The sequence below is a fragment of the Massilia sp. P1_C10 genome (assembly GCF_056406475.1).
The window spans coordinates 721124-741949 of the sequence record NZ_JBFUAC010000001.1; the positions used below are offsets into that span (position 1 = coordinate 721124).

The window sequence follows — 20826 nt, forward strand, 5'->3', positions numbered from 1 at the left end:
TTCAATGAATTGGCGCGTTAATCAATCGCTGCGTGGGGGCTACCTGGACACCTGGTAGGGCACTTCGACGGTGGCGATCACGCCGGAAGGCGAATTGGCGGCGATGTGCAGCTGGCCGGCGTCGCCGTGCAGCAGCTTCAGGCGTTCGCGGATGGTCGGCAGGCCCAGGCCGGTGCCGTCGCTCGGCACCACGCCGAAGCCGACGCCGTCATCGGTGACGATCACGCGCAGCTTGTTGCCGGCGACTTCGGCGACGATCTTCAGGGTGCCGCCTTCGGCCTTGCATTCGAGTCCGTGTTTGATGGCGTTTTCCACCATCGACTGCAGCATCATCGGCGGGAAGGCCGCGCTGCGCAGTTGCTCGGGGATCTGCATGTCGACCGTCAGCCGTTCTTCCATCCGCATCTTGAGCAGGTTCAGGTAAGCCTTGACCATGTCGACTTCGCGCCCGAGGTTGGTGACGACGGCGTTGTCGCGCATCTGCGGCAGCACCGCGCGCAGGTACTGGATCAGGCTGCGCTGCATCGCCGAGGCGCGCGGCGGATCGGTCTGGATCAGGTATTCGACCGAAGCAAGGGTGTTGAACAGGAAGTGCGGCTCGACCTGCGCCTGCATCATCTGCATCTTCGCTTCGGACAGCTGGCGCTGCATCGATTCGCGCTCGACCGCGGCGTTGGCGCTCTGGGTCTGCGCTTCGGCGCGTTTCTTGCCGCCGACCAGCGCCTTGGTGGCGAACAGGGCGATCACCAGCAGCGACACGAAACTCTTGAACCAGGTCGAGGCCTGCTTGTGATAGCGCGAGACCTTCGCTTCGGCGGCGTCGTCCACCGCCGCCTCGATCGCATTCGACAGCTCCTCGCCGATCTGCGGCGGCAGCGCGATGTGGACTTCCTCGCCGCTGGCGGCCGAGCCTTTGGGCGGGACCGGCGCGGCCGGCGCCTCGGGCGTCTCGCCCGGCACCGGCGGCTCCGGCACCACGGCGGCGCCGCGCTTGGCATTGGGCCGCGGGTTGAAGCGGATGCCGCTGTCGTCGATCAGGATGTTGCTCTCGGGCGCCTTCTTGTGCGCCCGCTTGTCGTTGCGGACGACGACTTCCTCGCCGCCGCCGGAGAACAGTTCGTCCTGCAGGATCTTGCCGGCGATCAGGGCGAGGGAGGCGAACAGGAAAAACTTCCACCACGACAGCTGGCTGACCCAGGTGGCGACCGCGTCGAAAAAGCGGTGCAGCCATCCGAGGATGGCGGTCAGTTGGTGCGAATTGTTGCGCCGAGCTTCCATGGTGTTCCGTGTCAGTCAAAATTCTGTGCAAGCGGCGAGTGTAACTGCTCCCACCGCGGCGTGCTGCATAAAAGGCATCGTTGGTGCAAGCACTGTTGGGATGATGCAACTGTATCGGCGGGGGCGGGGCGCCGCCAGTGGCTTGCGACAGGCTGCACGATTCGGGGAGTGGGCTGCGCGCTCGGCGCGGATACGCATGCGGCGGCGTCACGGTCGGGGACTCGGCGTCCCCGTCGCTCCGCCGGACCAGACCCGGATGTTGGTCAGCGCCGCTTGAACTCAGGCGCTGACGGTGGCGCCCAGCAGTTGTTCGGCGGCTTCCGCGGATAAGGGCTCCTTGTAATACAGCCCCTGCATCTGGTCGCACAGGTTGGACTTGAGGAAGTCGACCTGGGCGCGCGTTTCGACGCATTCGGCGATGACGGTCAGGTTCATGTTGTGGCCGATGTCGATCAGGCTCTTGGCGATCGGTCCGCGCCGGGTTTCCGGCGAGATCTGGTGCACCGCCGCCTTGGCCAGCTTGACGTGCGACAGCGGCAGCTTTTGCAGGTAGTTCAGGTCGGACACGCCATCGCCGAACGCGTCGACGCTGCGCAGCACGCCCAGCTCGCTCAGTTGCGTTATCAGCTCGGCGCCCAGGTGATGGTTGCGCGCCAGGCCCTCTTCGCGCACTTCGATGTCCAGGTTGGCGGGCGGCAGCCGGAAACGCGCGAGCACCGCGGCCACGTGCTCGACGTAGTGGGGCCGCACGTATTCGCGCTGCGACACATTGATCGACACCGGCATGTCGCCGAAGCCGGCAGCGCCGAGCCGTTGCAGCAGGGCGCAGGCGCGCTCGAGCACGAGGTCGCCGAACGCGATGATGGCGCCGTTTTCCTCCGCCTCCGCCAGGAAGGCGGCCGGCAGCAGCAGGCCCTGTTCGGGATGGTTCCAGCGCAGCAGCGCTTCGAAACCGCGAATGCGCCCGCTGTGCATGCACACCTTGGGCTGGAACTGCACGAACAACTGGTCCTGCTCGACCGCGACGCGCATGCTGTCTTCCAGCCGCTGCTTGGCCTCGCTGGTGGTTTTCATTTCCGCCGAGAAGAAATGAACGCCGTTCTTGCGCGCGCCCTTGGCATGGTACATCGCCACGTCGGCCGCGCGCACCAGGTCGAAGGCGGTGTCGCCGTCATGCGGATAGACGCTGACGCCGATGCTGGCGCGCACGTCGATTTCGGCGCCGTTGAAGACGACGGGCTTGTTGATGCCCTGGCGCAGGCGGTCGACCATGCGCAGCGTGAAGCGCAGCGACGGCTGGTTGACCAGCACCAGCACGAATTCGTCGCCCGACAGGCGCGCCACCGTATCGCTGTCACGCACCGCCGCCACCAGCCGGTTGGCCACCACGGTCAGCACTTCGTCGCCGGCCTCGTGGCCAAGCGTGTCATTGATCTGCTTGAAGCCGTCCAGGTCCAGCAGCACGGTGGCGACCAGCGCCTTGTTGCGCTGGGCCATGTGGATCGCTTGCTCGAGCCGGTCCCACAGCAGGGTGCGGTTGGCCAGGCCGGTGAGCGGATCGTGGTTGACTTCGTGTTCAAGGTGGGCAGTGCGCTGCTTGTGCTCGGTGACGTCGTTGATGACGCCGATGAAATGGGTGACATGGCCTTTCTCGTCGGCTACCGGGGTAATGGTCAGGTCGTTCCAGAACAGTTCGCCATTCTTGCGCTGGTTGCGCAAAGTGACGTTGACCTCCTGGCGCAAGTCGATCGCGCGGCGCAATTGCGCGCGCGCGTCGGCGTCCAGGCCCGGGGCGGCGATGAAGCGGGAATCGCGTCCGATCACTTCGTCGGCGCTGTAGCCGGTGATGCGCTCGAAGGCCGGATTGACGTATTCGATCGGGTTGTCCTTGCCGCGGCAGCAAGTGATGACCAGCCCGTTGCTGGCCGCGTGCAGCGCGCGCTCGCGCAGGCGCAGCTGTTCTTCCTGCTGGTGGCGCACCGAAATGTCGAGCCCCATGCCGCACAGGTAGAACTTGTCGCGGCATTCGATGCGCGCGCCGGTCAGCAGGTAGGGCGTGCCGTGGCCATCCCTGTCGAGCAGGTTCGCTTCGACGAATACCTGGTCGCCGCGCTCGAACACCTGCTGGATCTTTTCGTTGATCTTGTTTTTCTCGGTGACGTCGAACATCTCGAGCGCCTGCACGGTGCGCATTTCTTCGCTGTTCAGCCCGGTGGCCGCTTCGACTGTCTTGTTCCACAGCGCGAAGGTGCCGTCGCGGCGCAAGACGTAGAAGGTGCCCGGCAGCACGTCGATGATGTTGCGCAGCGGAATGCCGCCGATGAGAGCGTGCTCGGAACTGTCGGTCTTGGCCCAAAACTGGGCGACGCAGCCGGCCGGGGTGCCGGTGACGTTGGCCTGGGGCGTGAGCACCAGTTCCGCGGCCGGGTTGCTGCCGTCGAGCCTGGCGATCTGCACGTCGAAGCGCAAGGGCTCGTGCTGGTACCGCAGCCTGGGCCATTGGCGCGCCACCTTGGCCGCGCTGGCGTCGACCAGCAAGGTCGCCAGCGGCCGGCTCAGTGCGCTGCCGCCGCGCAGGCCGAACAGGTGCTCACAGCCGGCGTTCCAGGTGACGATGGCGCAGGAATCGTTGACGATGAAGGCTGCATCGACCGTCGATTCGCTGGTAGCCATGGTGTCCTTGCCGATGATTGGTGCGTATTAACAGTTGGACAAACTTGGCCACCGGGGGTTCCCGACAATTACAGAAATCGGGACGAAAAAAAGCCACGGCACGCCGTGGCTGGTTCGGGGCGCGGCGCGCGGCGCCCGGCGCGCGGCGCGATTTACGCGGCGGCGACTTCTTCCTTCGGGGGAAGGGCGATCTGGTTGTCGGTGCTGAACTGATAGTCCTTGAACACGTGTTCGGCCGACAGCAGCTGGTACTGGCCGTTGGCGAGCTTGTGCGTGGTGTCTTTCAGGCGGTAGGTGTAATGGCCGCAAGTCCAGCACTTGAAGTTGCGCATGTGCGTGCACAGGCAGGTCTTGTCCATGACCACGATGTTCTTGGTGTCCGGGTTGGCCAGCACTTCGCGGTTGTACGAGTTGATGTAGGAGCAGTTGCCGGTCGCGTCGAGCAGGTAGCCGTAGGACTCGCAGCCCGGGCGGATGCCCGAGCCGATCGCCGGCGTGTTTTTCAGCATGCGCATCGGATAGCCGGTCGGCGAGATGCCGTTGACTTCGATGTCGTCTTCGGTGGCCTTGAAGTACTCCTGCTTGACGTCGTCGGGCAGGCCGCACTCGTGGGTGACGGTGAAACGGGTCGCTACCTGGACGCCGCCGGCGCCCTTTTCGAGGAAGCCGACCGCATCGGAACCGGTGAACACGCCGCCGGCCGCGATGATCGGGATGTTCAGCTGCTCGGCGCGCATGAACGCATGGACCTCGTCCATGATGGTGTGCAGGTCGAAATCTTTCCAGTCGAGGCCGAAGCCGAGGTGGCCGCCGGCCAGCGGGCCTTCGACGATGATGTAGTCGGGCAGGCGGTCGAGCTTGGAGACCTTGCGCAGGAACAGCTGCAGCGCGCGCACCGACGAGACGATAATGCCCAGCTTGGCGTCGCGGAAACGCGGATGGTCGGCGATCAGCGCGAACGAGCCCAGGTGCAGGCCGGCGGACATGGTGATGCCGTCGATGCCGGCGTCGAGCGCGGCCGACAGGCGGGTGCGCAACGTTTCCTTCGGCGAATTCATCGTCAGCTTTTCCATGCAGTTCACGAAGATCAGGCCATCGCCGCGCTTCGCTTCCATGGTTTTGCCGACGTGCAGCATGGTCGCTTCGGCCAGGCGCGCCAGGTCGAACTGGACCACCGCCTTGTCCATGTTGTTGATGTTGAACTTGTAGGTCCTGGTTTTTTCCTTGACAAAGCTCGTGTCGAATTTGCGGTCTGAAACGTCTTGAACCATTGCGTCGGAGATATGGCCGATACCGCCCAGCCGGCACACTTCGAGTGCCAGCTCGGAGGTCGAAATGTCGACGCCCATGCCGCCGATCATGATGGGCACGTAATCCTTGTTGCCCAGACGCAGGCGGAAATCATCAACACGTTTCATTGCAATCCTTAAACTACTAACCGAGTTTTTCTTGGCGCGCTAACACAGGCTCGCGTGGGCGTGTTTGCACATCCTCAATTCTACCCTAAGCAGGATAGGGTTTCACGAGGTGTTATACGAAGCAACTTTGTTAAATCGGCGCTTAGTCGCGGAAGTTGTTGAATTCCAGCGGCAGGTCGGCCACGTCCTTGCGCAGCATCGCCATGGCGGCCTGCAGGTCGTCGCGCTTGGCGCCGGTAACGCGCACGGCGTCGCCCTGGATGCTGGCCTGGACCTTCATCTTGCTGTCCTTGATGACGCGCACGATTTTCTTGGCGTCGTCGGATTCGATGCCGTTCTTGATCTTGATGACCTGCTTGACCTTGTCGCCGCCGATTTTCTCGACCTTGCCCGGGTCGAGGAAGCGCACGTCGACCTTGCGCTTGGCCAGTTTGTTGGTCAGCACGTCGCGCACCTGGTCGAGCTGGAAATCGGCGTCGGCGAAGGCGGTCAGTTCGTTTTCCTTCTGTTCCACCTTGGCGGAACTTCCCTTGAAGTCGAAGCGGGTCGTGATTTCCTTGTTGGACTGTTCGACCGCATTTTTCACTTCGACCATGTCCGCTTCGCAGACGACATCAAACGAGGGCATGATGAATTCCTTTGTATTGCTGATTATGAATGGCGATATTTTAACGGACAACGGCCGGACTGGCTGATAGTTTCCACTTATAATCTTCGAAACCACGAATTGCCCGCCATGCTTCCAGACCTCGCCATCGCCCACGATTTCTCCCTCCAGTCCTGCAATACCTTCGGCATCGATGCGCGCGCGCGCTGCTACGTGAAAATCGGCGCGGTGGCCGAACTGGCCGCGGCGCTGGCCGATCCGGCGCTTGCCGGCATGCGGCGCCTGGTGCTGGGCGGGGGCAGCAACATCGTGCTGACCGGCGACTTTGACGGGGTGGTGCTGCACATGGCGATCAAGGGGCGCGAGGTGCTGGGCGAGCGCGGCGCTCACACGCTGGTGCGCGCGGCGGCCGGCGAAAACTGGCACGAATTCGTCCAGTGGACGCTGGCGCAGGGCCTGGGAGGGCTGGAGAACATGTCGCTCATTCCCGGCACCGTGGGCGCGGCGCCGATCCAGAACATCGGCGCCTACGGCGTCGAATTGAAGGACGTGTTCGATTCGGTGACGGTGTACGACATCGCGAGCGGCGAATTGCGCCGCATGGGCGCGGACGAATGCCGCTTCGCCTACCGCGACAGCGTGTTCAAGCACGCCGCCGGCGCCGGCCTGGTGATCGTCGACGTGACCTTCGCGCTGCCCGCTACGTGGCAGGCCAACCTGCGCTACGCCGAACTGGCGCAGGCGGCGCAGCAGGCCGGCCTGATTGCTCCGAGCGCGCAGCAGGTCAGCGACCTGGTGGTGGCGATCCGCCGCCGCAAGCTGCCCGACCCCGCGGTGATCGGCAACGCCGGCAGCTTCTTCAAGAATCCGGTGGTGTCGGGCGCGCGCTGCGCCGAATTGCTGGCGCAGTTTCCGGCGCTGGTGCATCACGCCCAGGCCGACGGCAGCGAGAAGCTGGCCGCAGGATGGCTGATCGACCAGTGCGGCTGGAAGGGCAGGACCCTGGGCGCGGCCGGCGTGTATCCGAAGCAGGCGCTGGTGCTGGTGAATAACGGCGGCGCGCGCGGCGAAGACGTGCTGGCGCTGGCGCGCGCGATCGAGGCCGACGTCGCGGCGCGCTACGGCGTGGTGCTGGAGCCGGAGCCGGTGTTCGTCTAGTCCGGCGCGGCGACGACGCGGTTGCGGCCGTCGTTCTTGGCCACGTACAGCGCCTTGTCGGCCATTTCGATCAGGGCTTCGGGCGAGCTTGATTTCGACGGCAGGACGGTTGCGACGCCGAGCGACATCGTGACACGGCCGCTTGGGGCCTGCGGATTGTCGATCGCGAGCCGTTCCAGGTGCTCGCGGCAGGCATTGGCGATCAGCAGCGCGCCATCCGCGCCGGTATCGGGCAGCACGATGGCGAACTCCTCGCCGCCGAAGCGCGCCACCACGTCGGCCGGGCGTTTCAGGTGTTCGGTCAGCACCGCCGCGGCCTTCTTCAGGCACAGGTCTCCGGCCAGGTGGCCGAAGGTGTCGTTGTATATCTTGAAGCAGTCGATGTCGCACATCACCAGCGACAGCGGCTTTTTGTCGCGCTGGCCGCGCTGCCATTCGGCCCGGATCACTTCGTCGAAACGGCGCCGGTTGGCGATGCCGGTCAGGCTGTCGAGCGCGGCGAGCTTCTGCAATTCGATGTTGGCGTCGGCCAGGTTGCGCTGGCTCGCGCGCAGGAAGGCGAAGGCCTCGTCGCGCTGCAGGCGCGCGGTGTAGCCGGTCGAGTGGTAGCGGATGCGCGCCAGCAGTTCGAGGCGATCCGGCAGCTTGACCACATAGTCGTTGGCGCCGACCGCAAAGCTGTGCGCCTTCAGCTTCGGATCTTCCTTTGCCGACAGCACGATCACCGGGATGTGCTTGAGCGCGTCGTCCTCGCGGTAGTCGCGGATCAGCGTGAAACCGTCGACTTCGGGCATCACCAGGTCCTGCAGGATCACGGTCGGCTGGAGCTGGCGCGCGGTGGCCAGCGCGGTCGCTGCATCGGTCACGTAATGGAACTCGATGTCGGCCTGCTCGGCGAGCATGCGGCGCACCGCTTCGACGATGATGGTCTGGTCGTCGACCAGCAGCACGCGAACCTTGAACTGTGTGACTGATGGCTCGGCGGCGCCTGTAGTTGCAGTGACTGCTGACATGAATCGTGGTTCTCGTGGTAGGTGCGTATTTACAGGCGAATGCCGATTTTACTGCGTAAAGCGCCGGCGATGTTGTCCAGTGAAAGGATGCGCTGGGCGGCGTCGATCTCGGCGGCCGCGCGCGGCATGCCGTAGACCGCGCTGCTGGCCTGGTCCTGGGCGATGGTGTCCTTGCCGGCCTGGCGCATCGCCAGCAGGCCGGCGGCGCCGTCGCGCCCCATGCCGGTCAGCAGCACGCCGGTGGCGTCGCCTTCCCAGTGCGCCGCGACGCAGCGGAAGAACACGTCGACCGACGGCCGGTAGGCGTAGTCGCGCGGATCGGCGTCGTAGTGCATGCGGTGGCCGGCGTCGAGCACCAGGTGGTCGTTGGTCCGGGCGATGTGCATGACGCCCGGCTGGAGCGAGTCGCCTTCCTCGATGACGCGCACCGGGATCGTCAGCTGGTCGTTCAGCCATTTTGCGAAATGGCCGGCGAAGTTGGCGTCGATGTGCTGCACCACCACGATCGCGGTGGTGGGCGCCGGCGTCCAGCCGCCGAATATTTTGGCGATCGCGCCGGGGCCGCCGGTCGAGGCGCCGACCGCAAGCAGGTGGCTCACCGGGCCGGCGGCCGGGCGGGGCGCGCCGGCCGGCTTTTCGAGGCTGACCCGAATCAGCTTGCCGATGGTCTTGATCTTGGCCAGCAGGTGGGCGGCGTCGCCGCCGCTGCCGTTCATCAGCAGCGGGGTGGCGGTGACGTCGAGCGCGCCGGCGCCGAGGGCGCGGAATACCTGGCCGACGTTGTCCTGCGGCTGCGCGGTGACGATCAGGATCGCGCACGGCGAGGCCTGCATGATCTGCTGCGTCGCCTCGACGCCGTCCATGCCCGGCATGACAAGGTCCATCAGCACCAGGTCGGGGCGCTGGGCGGCGCACATGCGCACCGCTTCGTCGCCGCTGCGGGCGACCCACAGCACCTCGTGCTCGCGGCTGGCGGCGACCACCCGGCGCAGCGCCTCGGCGGCCATCGCGACGTCGTTGACGATGCCGATCCTCATGCCACCGGCTCCCCGATCAGGTCGAGCACCGCTTCGAGCAGGGTCTCGTCGTGGAAGCTGCCCTTGGTCAGGTAGTAGTCGGCGCCAGCCGCCATGCCGCGCGCGCGGTCTTCCGGCCGGTCCTTGTACGACACGATCATCACCGGCATCTTGTGCAGGCGCAGGTCCTTGCGGATCAGGCCGACCAGTTCCACCCCGTCCATGCGCGGCATGTCGACGTCGGTGAGCACAAGGTCGTAATCGGCGCTGCGCACCACGTTCCAGCCGTCCACGCCGTCGACCGCGATGTCGACCTGGTAGCCGCGGCCCTGCAGCAGCTTGCGCTCCATTTCGCGCACCGTCAGCGAATCGTCGACCACCAGCACGCGCTTGACCTTCTTCTGTTCGTGCTCGCCCGAGTGCGCCAGCTGGTGCAGGCCGCCTTCGTGCAGCAGCTTGTCGATCGACAGCAGCAGGTCGGCCACGTCGAGGATCAGCACAGGCGCGCCATCGTCGAGCAGGGCCGCCGAGGCGATGTCGCGCAGCTTGCCGAAGGTCGCGTCGATCGGCTGCACCGCCAGGCTTTGCTCCCCGCGGATGGCGTCAACCACCAGCGCGTAGCGACGCGCGCCGGAGCCGATCACGACCACCGGCAAGTCGCCGGCGGATGGCTCCATCTGGCCCAGTTCGAGCACCTGGGCCGCCGACACCAGCCCGAGGTGCTCGCCGCCGATGTCGAAGAACTGCTTGCTCTCCAACGTATGCAGGGCCGACTGCGGCAGCATGAGCACCCGTTCGACCTTGACGATCGGGATCGCGTAAGCCTCGCCCTGCACGTCGACCACCAGCGCGCGCACGATCGACTGGGTCAGCGGCAGGGTGATGAAGGTGCGGGTGCCGCGGCCCGGCTCGGACTCGATGCGCACGCTGCCGTTCTGGGCGCGGATCGCCTGCTGCACGATGTCGAGGCCGACGCCGCGGCCGGAAATCGCGCTGGTGGTCTCCTTCAGGCTGAACGCCGGCAGGAACAGGAATTCCATCAGTTCGGCCGCCGACATCGCCTCGGCCATCGCGCTGCTGGCCAGCTTGCGCTTGACCACCGCCTCGCGGATCCGTTCGAGATCGACGCCGGCGCCGTCGTCGCTGATGACGATCGACAGCATGCCGTTGCGGTGATTCGCTTCGAGCCGGATCGCGCCGGCCGCCGGCTTGCCCGCGGCGAGGCGCTGCGCCGGCGTTTCGATGCCGTGGTCGACGGCGTTGCGCAGCATGTGGTTCAGCGGATTTTCGATGTTGGCCAGGATGTCGCGGTCGACCAGCGTGTCCTCGCCGCTGATGGTCAGCTGGGCTTCCTTGCCGAGGCTGCGGGCCAAGTCGCGCACCATGCGGCCGAACGCGTGCACGCCGTCGCGGAACGGGCGCATGCGCAGTTCCAGCACTTCGTCGACCAGGTTGTTCGACACCGTCAGCACGCGCCGCTCGTAGCTGTCGAGGTCCGCCATGTGATCGTGCAGGATCTGCTTGAGCGGATGGGTCTTTTGCAGGGCCAGCGCGGACTGCTCGATCAGGCTCGGGTCCGCCGTGCGCACCAGCGCCTCGTGCAGCTGTTCGATGGCCTTGAACAGGCTGGCCTGGTGGCGCTTGAAGCGCTGCAGCGACTCGACCACCGGCACCAGCTGGTGCGCATTGATGCGCGTCTCGCTGGCCAGCGCGAGCAGCTGGTCGTAGTTCTGCTGCACCGCGCGCGGCGCATGCGCGGGCTGCGCCACTGGCTCAGGTTCCGGCTCCGGGGGGAGTGCGGCAGGCGGCGCCGGCGCGTCCTCGATGTATGCGACTTGTGCGATCGATTGCATGGCGAGCGCGATGCGGTCGGCGTTCTGCGCGAACCAGGCCGGCAGGGCGTCCTCGTCGAGGGCCGACACCTGCACGATCAGGTCGACCCCGACCAGCAGCACGTCGATGCGGCCGGGCGTGAGCTGGAGCGCGCCCTGCTGCGCGGCGACGAAGGCGTCTTCCATGCCGTGCGCAAGCTGCACCACGACGTCGAGGCCGACGATGGCGGCGGCGCCCTTGATCGAGTGCGCCGCGCGCATCATCGAGTCGATCGTGCCGGCGTCGCCGGCGCCGCGCTCGAGCGCCAGCAGGCCGTCGGTCAGCGTGCGGGTCTGGCCCTCCGCCTCCATGCGGAACAGGTCCAGCATCGAAAACTGGCTCAGGTCTTCCTGGCTCATCGCAGTAACCTTGTCAGTTGGTGGCCGACCAGCGCGGCGTCGAGCACGCCGACGCGCAGATCGCCCAGCGGCAGCACGCCGGTGAGGAAGCGGTCGAGGCCCTTGTTGATGGTGGCGGCCGGCGCCGCGAGGCTCGCCTGCGGATAGCGCGCGATGCCGCGCAGGTCGGCCACCGGCAGCGCAAAGGACAGTCCCTCCCATTGCATCACCAGCAGGCGCGCGAACACGTGGCGTCCGACCGTGGACGGCGCGTCATGCTCGTCGAGGCCGAGCAGGGCGCCCAGCGACATCGACGGCGTGAGCTTGCCGCCGACGCTGACGATGCCGAGCAGGGCGCGGCTGGGCCGGTGCGGCAGCTTGTGGCTGGGCGCCAGCGGCGCGACCGAGCCGATAGTGGCGGTCGGCAGCGCCAGCCATTCGCGGCCGATGCGGAATACCAGCGCCGACTGGTCGCTGGCGGCGTCGCGCGCGGCGGGCTGGCGGAAATGCTCGGCCCACTCGGCGCGGTAGCCGTCGCCGACCGGTCGTTGCAGGTTGCGCTGGGCGGCATCGGAGTACACGTCGCAATTGCGGCAGTGGATGTTCTGCTCCAGCTTCTCGCAGCTTTGGTCTCCGCTGACGCCGATGTGGTTCCAGCAGTCTTCGATGCGGATCGGGATCATGCCGCGCCTCCTTCGGGCTGGCGGCGGCCGTAGATGCGGGCGGCGCGCTTGCGGAAAGTCTCGGCCTGGCGCGTGTCGCCGGCCTGGTCGGCCAGCAGGGCCAAGTGGCACAGCGCTTCGTAATGGTCGGGCTGCAGGTAGACGCAGCGGCGCCAGTAGTCGTCGGCGGCACCGGGCTTGCGTTCGATTTCGCTGACCAGGCCGAGGATGTAGTAGGCCTCGGCGGCGTTTGGGTCTTTTGCCAGCAGCGCGTGGCAGGAGGCGGCGGCGCCTTTGTAGTCACCGCGGTCGGCCTGGCCTTTTGCCTGGGCCAGCAGGTCGACTGGTGCGGCGGGGGCGGGAACTGGCGCCTTCTTGGAAGTGGCCTTCGCGACAACGACGGGGTCAGGTCCGGCGGACCTGACCCCATGTTTGGCGGCGGCGCGTGCAACGGGTTTTGGCGGAGGCGCCGGTACTGCCGACGCCTTCTGCAGCGCAAACGCGCCCGGCACGCGCAGCGGCGCGAAGCCGTGGCGCACAAACCAAGGCACTTCGGCATAGCCGGCGAACAGAATGCCGTCATCGGCCAGCAGGGTATTCAGGGTTGCGATGGCCGCAGCGGTGGTGGGCTCGTCGAAGTAGATCAGCAGGTTTCGGCAGAAGACCACGTCGTAGCGGCCGGCGGCGGCGCTGACGTCGAGCGCGAGCAGGTTGCCCTGCGCGAAGCTGACCTGGCCGCGCAGCACGTCGCTGATCTGGTATTCGTCGCCGACCCGCGTGAAATGGCGCTCGCGGAACGCCACGTCGCGGCCGCGGAAAGCGTTGCGGGTGTAGCGGCCGGCCACCGCGCGCGCCAGCGCCACCGACGACAGGTCCATGCCGTCGATGCGGAACGAGGAGGGCGCGACGCCGGCGTCGGCCAGCGCCATCGCGATCGTGTACGGTTCTTCGCCGCCGGCGCAGGGTAGCGACAGGATGCGCACGATGCGGTCAGGCCGCTCGGCCAGGCGGCGCAGCACGAAAGCGGTAGCGGTGTTGAACGCTTCGGGATCGCGGAACATCCACGACTCCGGCACCACCACCAGTTCGACCAGCGCCGCCAATTCTTCCGGCGTGATCGCCTTCAAATAGCGGGCGCTGTCGTCGACGCCGCAAATGGCCATGCGCTCTCGCAGCGCGCGGTCGACCGCCTGCTGGCTCACTTCGAGCCCGGTCGCGCGCTGCAGCATCGCGCGCGCTGTCATGCCGGCGCTCCCGCGGGGAACAGCAGCGCGCGCACGTCCGGCGCCAGCAGGTCGTCGACCTCGACCAGCTGCAGCATGCCGGCGGCGCTCGACGCCACCTGTCCGAGGAAGGGCGCGCCATCGACGCCGCTGTCGGCCAGCGCGCCATCGTCGATGGTTTCGATGCCGATCACGTGCTCGGCCAGCAGGCCCAGTTGGTGCGGTCCGTAGTCGACCAGCACGATGCGGGTGTCGAACCACACCGCGTCGGGGGTGAAGCCGGCCAGGCGCGACAGGTCGATCACCGGCACCGGCGCGCCATGCAGGTCCATCAGGCCGGCGACGTAGGGCGGCGCGAGCGGAACCTGCTTGAGCTCGACCACCGGCAGCACGCGCGCAATCGCCCGCAGCCGCAAGCCATAGCGGTCAGGGCCGATCGAGAACGCCAGCACTTTCATCGAAGTCTCAGGCGTTCACGGCGAAGGTGGCGACCGACGATTGCAGGTCGCTGGCCGCGTACTGCAGCTGGTGCACCGCTTCGCTGGTGGCTTTCAGCGATTCCACCGTCTGCTGGGTGGCGTCGTTCAGCTGCATCATGGTGTCGGAAATCTGCGAGGCGCCGACGGCCTGCGACTGCATCCCCTGCAGCACCAGGTCGAACTGCGGCGCCAGTTTCTGCACCTGGTCCATCACCGACGACAGCTGCTCGGCGACCTGGCGCACTTCGCCGACGCTGCGGCGGATCTCTTCCGAGAATTTGTCCATGCCCATCAYGCTGGCCGACACCGCCGACTGCATCTCCTTGAGCATCTGGTCGATGTCCCAGGTCGAGACCGAAGTCTGGTCGGCGAGGCGGCGGATTTCGGTGGCCACCACCGAGAAGCCGCGGCCGGCGTCGCCCGCCTTCTCCGCTTCGATCGCGGCGTTCAGCGACAGGATGTTGGTCTGGTCGGCCACCTTGGTGATCGTGATCAGCACGCTGTTGATGTTGCTGGCCTTTTCCGACAGCGCGGCCAGCTTGGCGTTGATCGAATCGGTCGCCGCCACCATGCGCTGCATGGTCAGGTCCATGCGCTTCAGGTTGCCCTGGGCTTCGGCGGTGGCGCTGGTGGTGAAGTCGGCCACCGCGGTGGCGTCTTCCATGGTGCGCAGCAGCTGGGTGGTGTTGGCCGAGATTTCCTTGGTGGTCGACAGGATCTCGACGCTGGTCTGGGCCTGCTCGATGCCGGTGGCTTCCTGCTGCTTGGCCGAGGCGGCGATTTCGGTGGCCGAGGTGGTGACCTGGATGCCGGCCTTCTGCACGTTGTTGAGCAGGCTGCGCAGGTTGTCGAACATGGTCTTGAGGCCTTCGCCGAGGCGGCCGATGGCGTCGCTGCCGCCGATCGTGATGGCGCCGGTCAGGTCGCCCGACGCCGCCTTCGACACGGTGTCGAGCAGAGCATCGACCTTGGCGCGCAGTTCGTTGGTGGCGGCGAGCTCCTTGGCCTGGCTGTCCTGGATCGACTGCGCCATGCGGTTGAATTCGACCGCGACCTTGCCCAGCTCGTCGTTCGAGGTGATGGCCACGCGCGCGTCCTGGTCGCCGGCGGCGATCCGGCCGACCACGCCGGTCAGGCTGTTGAGCGGGTTAAGCAGCGCGTTGGTCAGCAGCCACGCGATGCTCGCCGCGAGCACAAGGCAGAACGCGCCGCCGGCGCTCAGGAGCAGGAACTGGTTTTGCTGCAGCGCGGCCGACTCCGTGCTGCGCGCGGCGAGCAGGCGGTTCTCTTCGTCGGCGATGTCGTCGATCAGTTTGCGGATATCGGCGATGGTGCGGGCGCCATTGAGCACATCGGCGGCGCTGGCGACCTGCTGGGACACGCCGGCGGTCTTGTTCAATTCGCGGCGCTTCTCGATCAGCGGCGAGATGACGTTGTTGATCCAGTTGTCGATCATCGGCTCGAGACGGCGAAGGCGCTCCTGCTGATTCGGATTGTCCACGGTCAGGGCGCGCGACTTGGCCAGGTGGGCGCGCGCCTCGGCCTCTTCCTTTTCGATCGGCGTCACCAGCGACTCGTTCCCGGTCAACATGAAGCCGCGCGTGGCGGTCTGCACCTGCAGCAGCGAGGTGGTGATGTGATTGGTCTCGAGCAGCACTTCCAGGGTGTGGCGGTCCCAGCGGTTCGCGTCGGACAGGCGGGAGAAGTTGTTGTAGGCGAGGGCAAGCAGCAACAGCATGATGGCCACGATCGCGCCCAGGCCGATAATCAGCTTGTTCTTGATGCTCAGGTCTTTAAACATGGTTTCTCCGGGGTACATATATTGATCGCCGACAATGTACCATTTTGCCGAAGGGCGCGGCGCGATTAACGGCGGCGGATGCAAAAAAGGCCGCCCGGAGGCGGCCTTGGCGACGGCAGGCGGGCTTACTGGCCGCGCTTGGCGCGCGCCTTGGCGGCGATGCGCATGCGCAGGGCGTTGAGCTTGATGAAGCCGCCGGCGTCGGCCTGGTTGTAGGCGCCGCCGTCTTCGTCGAAGGTGGCGATGTTCATGTCGAACAGCGAGTCGGTCTTCGAATCGCGCGACACGACAATCACGTTCCCCTTGTACAGCTTGATGCGCACCCAGCCGTTGACGGTGGCCTGGGTGTGGTCGATCAGGGTCTGCAGCGCGACGCGCTCGGGCGCCCACCAGTAGCCGTTGTAGATCATCGACGCGTAGCGCGGCATCAGGTCGTCCTTCAGGTGCGCCACTTCGCGGTCCAGCGTGATCGACTCGATCGCGCGGTGGCCCTTGAGCATGATGGTGCCGCCCGGGGTTTCGTAGCAGCCGCGCGACTTCATGCCGACGTAGCGGTTCTCGACCAGGTCGAGCCGGCCGATGCCGTGCTTGCCGCCGAGGCGATTGAGTTCGGCCAGCACCGTGGCCGGCGACATGCGCACGCCGTTGACGGCGACGATGTCGCCGCGCTCGTATTCGAGGTCGAGGTATTCGGCCTGGTCCGGCGCGTTCTCCGGGCTGACCGACCAGCGCCACATGCTCTCTTCGGCTTCGGCGCTCGGGTTTTCGAGGTGGCGGCCTTCGAACGAGATGTGCAGCAGGTTGGCGTCCATCGAGTACGGCGCGCCGCCTTGCTTGTGCTTCATGTCGATGTCGATGCCGGCGTCTTCCGCGTACTTCAGCAGCTTCTCGCGCGACAGCAGGTCCCACTCGCGCCACGGCGCGATGATCTTGACGTCCGGTTTGAGGGCGTAGGCGCCCAGCTCGAAGCGCACCTGGTCGTTGCCCTTGCCGGTGGCGCCGTGCGAGATGGCGTCGGCGCCGGTCAGGTTGGCGATCTCGATCAGGCGCTTGGCGATCAGCGGACGGGCGATCGAGGTGCCGAGCAGGTACTCGCCTTCATAGACGGTATTCGCGCGGAACATCGGGAACACGAAGTCGCGCACGAACTCTTCGCGCACGTCGTCGATGTAGATGTTCTCCGGCTTGATGCCGAACTTGAGCGCCTTGGCGCGCGCCGGGTCGAGTTCTTCGCCCTGGCCCAGGTCGGCCGTGAAGGTGACGATTTCGCAGCCGTAGTTATCCTGCAGCCATTTCAGGATGACGGAGGTGTCGAGGCCGCCCGAATAGGCGAGGACTACTTTTTTAATATCGCTCATGATGATTTTCCGTTGGATTGCTTGAATGGTTTGATAAATCAGCGGCCGGAGATTTCGCCGAGCAGCAGGTATTCGATCAGGGCCTTCTGCACGTGCAGGCGGTTTTCCGCTTCGTCCCAGACCACCGATTGCGGCCCGTCGATGACGTCGGCCGAGACTTCCTCGCCGCGGTGGGCCGGCAGGCAGTGCATGAACAGCGCGTCCGGCGCGGCCCGCGCCATTTTCGGCGCGTCGACCATGAAGCCGGCGAAGGCTTCGAGGCGCGCGGCGTTCTCCTTCTCGTAGCCCATGCTGGTCCACACGTCGGTGTTGACCAGGTGCGCGCCGGCGCAGGCGTCGGACGGGTTGTCGAAGAAGGTGAAGCGCTTGGTGCTCACTTGCGCCATGTCGATGTCGTAGCCCTTCGGCGTCGACACGTTCAGGTGAAAGCCGAATACCTCGGCCGCCTGCAGCCACGAGTACAGCATGTTGTTGGCGTCGCCGATCCACGCCACCGTCTTGCCGGTGATCGAGCCGCGGTGCTCGACGAAAGTGAAGACGTCCGCCAGCACCTGGCAGGGGTGGTGTTCGTTGGTCAGGCCGTTGATCACCGGGACCCGCGAGTTCGCCGCGAAGCGCTCGATGATCTCCTGGCCGAAGGTGCGCACCATGATGATGTCGCACATGCGGCTCATGACCTGGCCGGCGTCTTCCACTGGCTCGCCGCGTCCGAGCTGGCTGTCGCGCGTGTTCAGGTAGATCGCCGCGCCGCCCAATTGGTGCATGCCCGCCTCAAACGACAGGCGGGTGCGGGTCGAGTTCTTCTCGAACACCATCACCAGGGTGCGGTCGATCAGCGGGTGATAGATCTCGTAGCTCTTGAACTTGCGCTTGATGATCTTGGCGCGTTCGATGACGTACTCGAATTCGGCCAGCGTGAAGTCGGAGAACTGCAGGAAGTGCTTGATGGGTTTATTGGTAGACATGCATGCAACTTTTTGAGGCGGCTAGCAGACAATTATAAGGGGTTTGCCTGTTTTCCGGGAAACAGGGCGGTGGTTATTCCTGCGGCGCCGTCAAAGGCGAGGTCAGGTCCGTCGGACCTGACCCCGGGTGCCGGTCGCGGCGCCAGTCAGATGGACGGGTCGTGCGGACCCTGACCCAGGCATGGCGCCACCAGCGGCAGGTCGAGCGTGAAGCAGGCGCCGCCGTGCGCGCCGGATGTCACCGACACCTGGCCGCCCAGCAGCACGGTGACGATGTTGTAGCTGATCGACAGCCCCAGCCCGCTGCCGCCCTGTCCGAGCTTGGTGGTGAAGAACGGGTCGAAAATGCGGTTCAGGTGCTCGGGCGGGATGCCGGCGCCGTCGTCGCGGAACGCGAACAGCACGCGGTCAGCGGCCGGCGTCGCGGCCGACAGCACCATGCGGCCGCGCCGCTCGGCGCCGAACCCGTGCAGCAGGGCGTTGTTGATGAAATTGGTGACGACCTGGCCGAACGGACCGGGATAGCTGTCGAGGACGATGTGTTCGTCGATGTGCAGCTCGATCTCGTGGCCGGCGCCGCGGATCCGGTTCATCATTGTCGCGATGCTTTCGCGGCACACCTGCAGCAGGCTGAATGCGCGCCGCTGTTCGGTGGTGCGGTCGACCGCAACCTGTTTGAAGCTGTTCACCAGGTCGGCCGCGCTGGACAGGCCGCGCAGCACCAGCACCGACGCCGTCCTGGTGTCTTCCAGGTAGGCCGCCAGGTCGGAGCGGCGCAGGCCGTGGGCGTTCAGCTTCCGCTCGATTTCTTCGGTCTTGGCCTGCATCGTGCTGGCGATCAGCAGGCTGTTGCCGATCGGGGTATTGAGTTCGTGGGCGACGCCGGCCATCAGCGACCCGAGCCCGGCCAGCTTCTGCTGCGACACCAGCTGCGACTGGGCGTCCTTCAGCTGGCGGTAGGCCTCGGCGTTGTCGAGCGCGATCGCGCCGTACGCGCACAGGGTGCGGAAGATCAGGCGCTCGTCCTCGCCCCAGGCGTGCGACTGCGGCGCCTGCACGGTCATCACGCCGATCGCGCGCTCGCCGACCACCAGCGGCACGAACAGGGCGGAAAGGTAATCGTCGCGCGCCACCTTGCGCTGGTCGGCCTCGGGCCAGTGCGGAATGTAGATCTCGCGCCGCTCCGCCAGGCAGCGCACCGACATCGCCTCCGAGTTCGACAGCGGAATCGAATTGGGCGGCAGCGGGCGGCCCATGTCGACGCCGAAAGCGCGCTCGAGGCGGGCGCCGCTTTCGTCGGTCAGGTAGATCGCGAAGGTGCTGGCGCCGAGCAGCGCGCGGATATGCAGGTTCAGGGCCGCGAACACCACCGGCGCGTCGAGCTGCGCGGTGATTTCCTGGCCGATCGCCGACAGCCGCGCCAGCGTGTCGCTGGTTCGCTGCAGCAGTTCGGCGCGCCGCGCTTCCGCTTCCGCCAGTTCTCGATGGTGCTGGCCTTCGCTGCGCGCCTGCGCGGTCTGGTGGTGCACCTGCATCGCGATGGCGCGGTTGGTGGTTTCCTGGCCGTGGGTACGCTCGCGCGCGGCGCCGGCGGCCAGGGCGGATTCGTAGGCGCGCGCGAAGTCGCCGGCGGCGGCGTATTCGCGCGCCATCGCGTCATGCAGTTCGGCCGGCGCGCAGTATTGGTCGATATTGGCGCCGACCGCCAGCGCCTCGCGCAGGTAGTGCAGCGCGGCGGTCGGCTCGGTCATGCCGCGCGGCGCCGGCAGGCAGTGGGAAGCGTGGATCATCGCCATCACCCGCAGCGCATCGATGTGGCTATGGGCGAGGGTTTGTTCGGCCGCCAGCGCGATGGCGCTTTGCGCCGCTTGCCGTGCCTCGTCGGCGCGCCCCAGGCGCAGCAGCGCATGGGCCTGGCCGCGCTTGGCGGCGCTTTGAAAATCCGCCTGGCCCAGCATCTCGCCGCGCGCCTCGATGGCGCGGAAGGTGAGCAGCGCCGCGTCGAAATCGCCGCAGTCGAGCGACAGGTCGCCCTGGTACTGCAAGGCGACCGCGTAGCTGCGCGCGTTCGCGACCGGCTTGAGCGCAACGAGGGCCTCGTCGAGCATGGCCTGCGCGGCGGCGTGCTGGCCCAGGCGGCGCAAGGTGTTCGCGCTTTGCATCAGGCAGCCGCCGACGGTCTTCGGCCATCCGGTGGGCCGCGCCAGCGCGAGGGCGCCCTGAATCCATTCGAGCGCGGTGTGATGGTCGCCCAGCATCGTGAAGTTCTCGCCGATGTTGGAGGCGGCATTGATCGCGGTGCGCAGCTGGCCGCTTTGCAGAGCGGCTTCGTGACATGCCATGAAGCTCGCGGCGGAGGCGCTGAAGTCGGCCGCCAGGTTGGCGGCGACCGCGCGGAAGTCGTGGATCCAGGCGTCCAGCGCGGGATGGCGAAGGGCGCCGGGTGCGTTCATCTGCCCGCCCCAGCGATTCAGGGCGGCGCCGCGGTCCTTCAACAGCATCGCGCGCGCCAGCGCGGCCTCGGCCAGCAGGGCGCGCAGCTCGTCGCCGCCGCCGCGGGCGGCGTCCGTCGCCTGGCCGAACCGGTGTTCGATGTCGCCATGGTCGCCCCGATCGAGCGCGATCGACGCTCGCAGCCAATACGCATCGGCGCGTGCGAGCGGATCGGCGCAGTCGGCCAGGATGGCGTCGGCGAGGGCCAGCGCGGCATCGAATTCGCCATGAAGCCAGTGCGATTCGACGCGCACCAGATCGACGCGCGCTTCGGCAAGCGCCATTGCGGCAGGCGCCAGGGCCGCTTGCGGCAGCAGCTCCAGCGCTTCGTGCGCCAATGCCAGCGCACGGCGCGTGTCGCGCTGGCGCAGGTGCCAGGCCAGCGGCAGCAGCAGTGCAAGGCGGGCGGCGCCGGTCAGCGCGGGCAGGGACTGCTCCCAGCGCGCCAGCTCCTCATCGACGACGAACATCT

General features: G+C 66.6%; 15 protein-coding genes. 1 reads left to right on the top strand and 14 read right to left on the bottom strand.

What is annotated here, in order from left to right:
• Positions 1 to 39 precede the first annotated feature (39 nt).
• From AC1D02_RS03385 to AC1D02_RS03400, 4 genes are all read right to left on the bottom strand, one after another.
• On the bottom strand, positions 40 to 1278 hold the full coding sequence (locus tag AC1D02_RS03385) for a sensor histidine kinase (RefSeq protein WP_477313680.1): 1239 nt from the start codon (positions 1276 to 1278) through the stop codon (positions 40 to 42).
• Between the two features lie 279 nt (positions 1279 to 1557).
• The gene (locus AC1D02_RS03390; protein WP_477313682.1) at positions 1558 to 3951 is read right to left on the bottom strand and encodes a sensor domain-containing protein; all 2394 of its coding nucleotides are present in this window, start codon (positions 3949 to 3951) and stop codon (positions 1558 to 1560) included.
• Between the two features lie 152 nt (positions 3952 to 4103).
• Positions 4104 to 5369: a nitronate monooxygenase gene (locus AC1D02_RS03395; RefSeq protein WP_477313684.1), complete on the bottom strand. Its 1266-nt coding sequence runs from the start codon at positions 5367 to 5369 to the stop codon at positions 4104 to 4106.
• 142 nt (positions 5370 to 5511) lie between these two features.
• On the bottom strand, positions 5512 to 5997 hold the full coding sequence (locus AC1D02_RS03400; RefSeq protein WP_477313686.1) for a YajQ family cyclic di-GMP-binding protein: 486 nt from the start codon (positions 5995 to 5997) through the stop codon (positions 5512 to 5514).
• A 108-nt stretch (positions 5998 to 6105) separates the two neighbouring features.
• Here AC1D02_RS03400 and murB point away from each other — a divergent pair, with 108 nt between their 5' ends.
• Positions 6106 to 7134 carry a UDP-N-acetylmuramate dehydrogenase gene (gene murB / locus AC1D02_RS03405; protein WP_477313688.1) on the top strand — a complete coding sequence of 343 codons (1029 nt, stop codon included), beginning with the start codon at positions 6106 to 6108 and terminating at the stop codon, positions 7132 to 7134.
• Here murB and AC1D02_RS03410 read toward each other — a convergent pair.
• The 10 genes from AC1D02_RS03410 to AC1D02_RS03455 form a co-directional block, all read right to left on the bottom strand.
• Positions 7131 to 8147, bottom strand: a complete 1017-nt coding sequence (locus tag AC1D02_RS03410) for a diguanylate cyclase (RefSeq protein WP_477313690.1) — start codon at positions 8145 to 8147, stop codon at positions 7131 to 7133. The genes murB and AC1D02_RS03410 overlap by 4 nt on opposite strands.
• 29 nt (positions 8148 to 8176) lie before the next feature.
• Entirely contained in the window at positions 8177 to 9184 is a 1008-nt protein-coding gene (cheB, locus tag AC1D02_RS03415) for a chemotaxis-specific protein-glutamate methyltransferase CheB (RefSeq protein ID WP_477313692.1), read from the bottom strand.
• The gene (locus AC1D02_RS03420) at positions 9181 to 11394 is read right to left on the bottom strand and encodes a hybrid sensor histidine kinase/response regulator (protein ID WP_477313694.1); all 2214 of its coding nucleotides are present in this window, start codon (positions 11392 to 11394) and stop codon (positions 9181 to 9183) included. The genes cheB and AC1D02_RS03420 overlap by 4 nt, the downstream gene beginning before the upstream one ends.
• Positions 11391 to 12056, bottom strand: a complete 666-nt coding sequence (locus tag AC1D02_RS03425) for a chemotaxis protein CheW (RefSeq protein ID WP_477313696.1) — start codon at positions 12054 to 12056, stop codon at positions 11391 to 11393. The genes AC1D02_RS03420 and AC1D02_RS03425 overlap by 4 nt, the downstream gene beginning before the upstream one ends.
• The gene (locus AC1D02_RS03430) at positions 12053 to 13279 is read right to left on the bottom strand and encodes a CheR family methyltransferase (RefSeq protein WP_477313698.1); all 1227 of its coding nucleotides are present in this window, start codon (positions 13277 to 13279) and stop codon (positions 12053 to 12055) included. Before AC1D02_RS03430 ends, AC1D02_RS03425 begins: the two co-directional genes overlap by 4 nt.
• Complete coding sequence (locus AC1D02_RS03435; protein ID WP_477313700.1) at positions 13276 to 13716, bottom strand: chemotaxis protein CheW; 441 nt, start codon at positions 13714 to 13716, stop codon at positions 13276 to 13278. Before AC1D02_RS03435 ends, AC1D02_RS03430 begins: the two co-directional genes overlap by 4 nt.
• A gap of 7 nt (positions 13717 to 13723) precedes the next feature.
• Positions 13724 to 15538, bottom strand: coding sequence for a methyl-accepting chemotaxis protein (locus tag AC1D02_RS03440; RefSeq protein ID WP_477313702.1), 1815 nt, complete (start codon positions 15536 to 15538; stop codon positions 13724 to 13726).
• Positions 15539 to 15663: 125 nt separating this feature from the next.
• Positions 15664 to 16896 carry an argininosuccinate synthase gene (locus AC1D02_RS03445; RefSeq protein ID WP_477313704.1) on the bottom strand — a complete coding sequence of 411 codons (1233 nt, stop codon included), beginning with the start codon at positions 16894 to 16896 and terminating at the stop codon, positions 15664 to 15666.
• A gap of 38 nt (positions 16897 to 16934) precedes the next feature.
• Positions 16935 to 17861 (bottom strand): ornithine carbamoyltransferase, encoded by a 927-nt coding sequence (argF, locus tag AC1D02_RS03450; protein WP_477313706.1) that lies wholly within the window; start codon positions 17859 to 17861, stop codon positions 16935 to 16937.
• A 146-nt stretch (positions 17862 to 18007) separates the two neighbouring features.
• Positions 18008 to 20824, bottom strand: a complete 2817-nt coding sequence (locus tag AC1D02_RS03455) for a sensor histidine kinase (protein ID WP_477313708.1) — start codon at positions 20822 to 20824, stop codon at positions 18008 to 18010.
• Positions 20825 to 20826 lie beyond the last annotated feature (2 nt).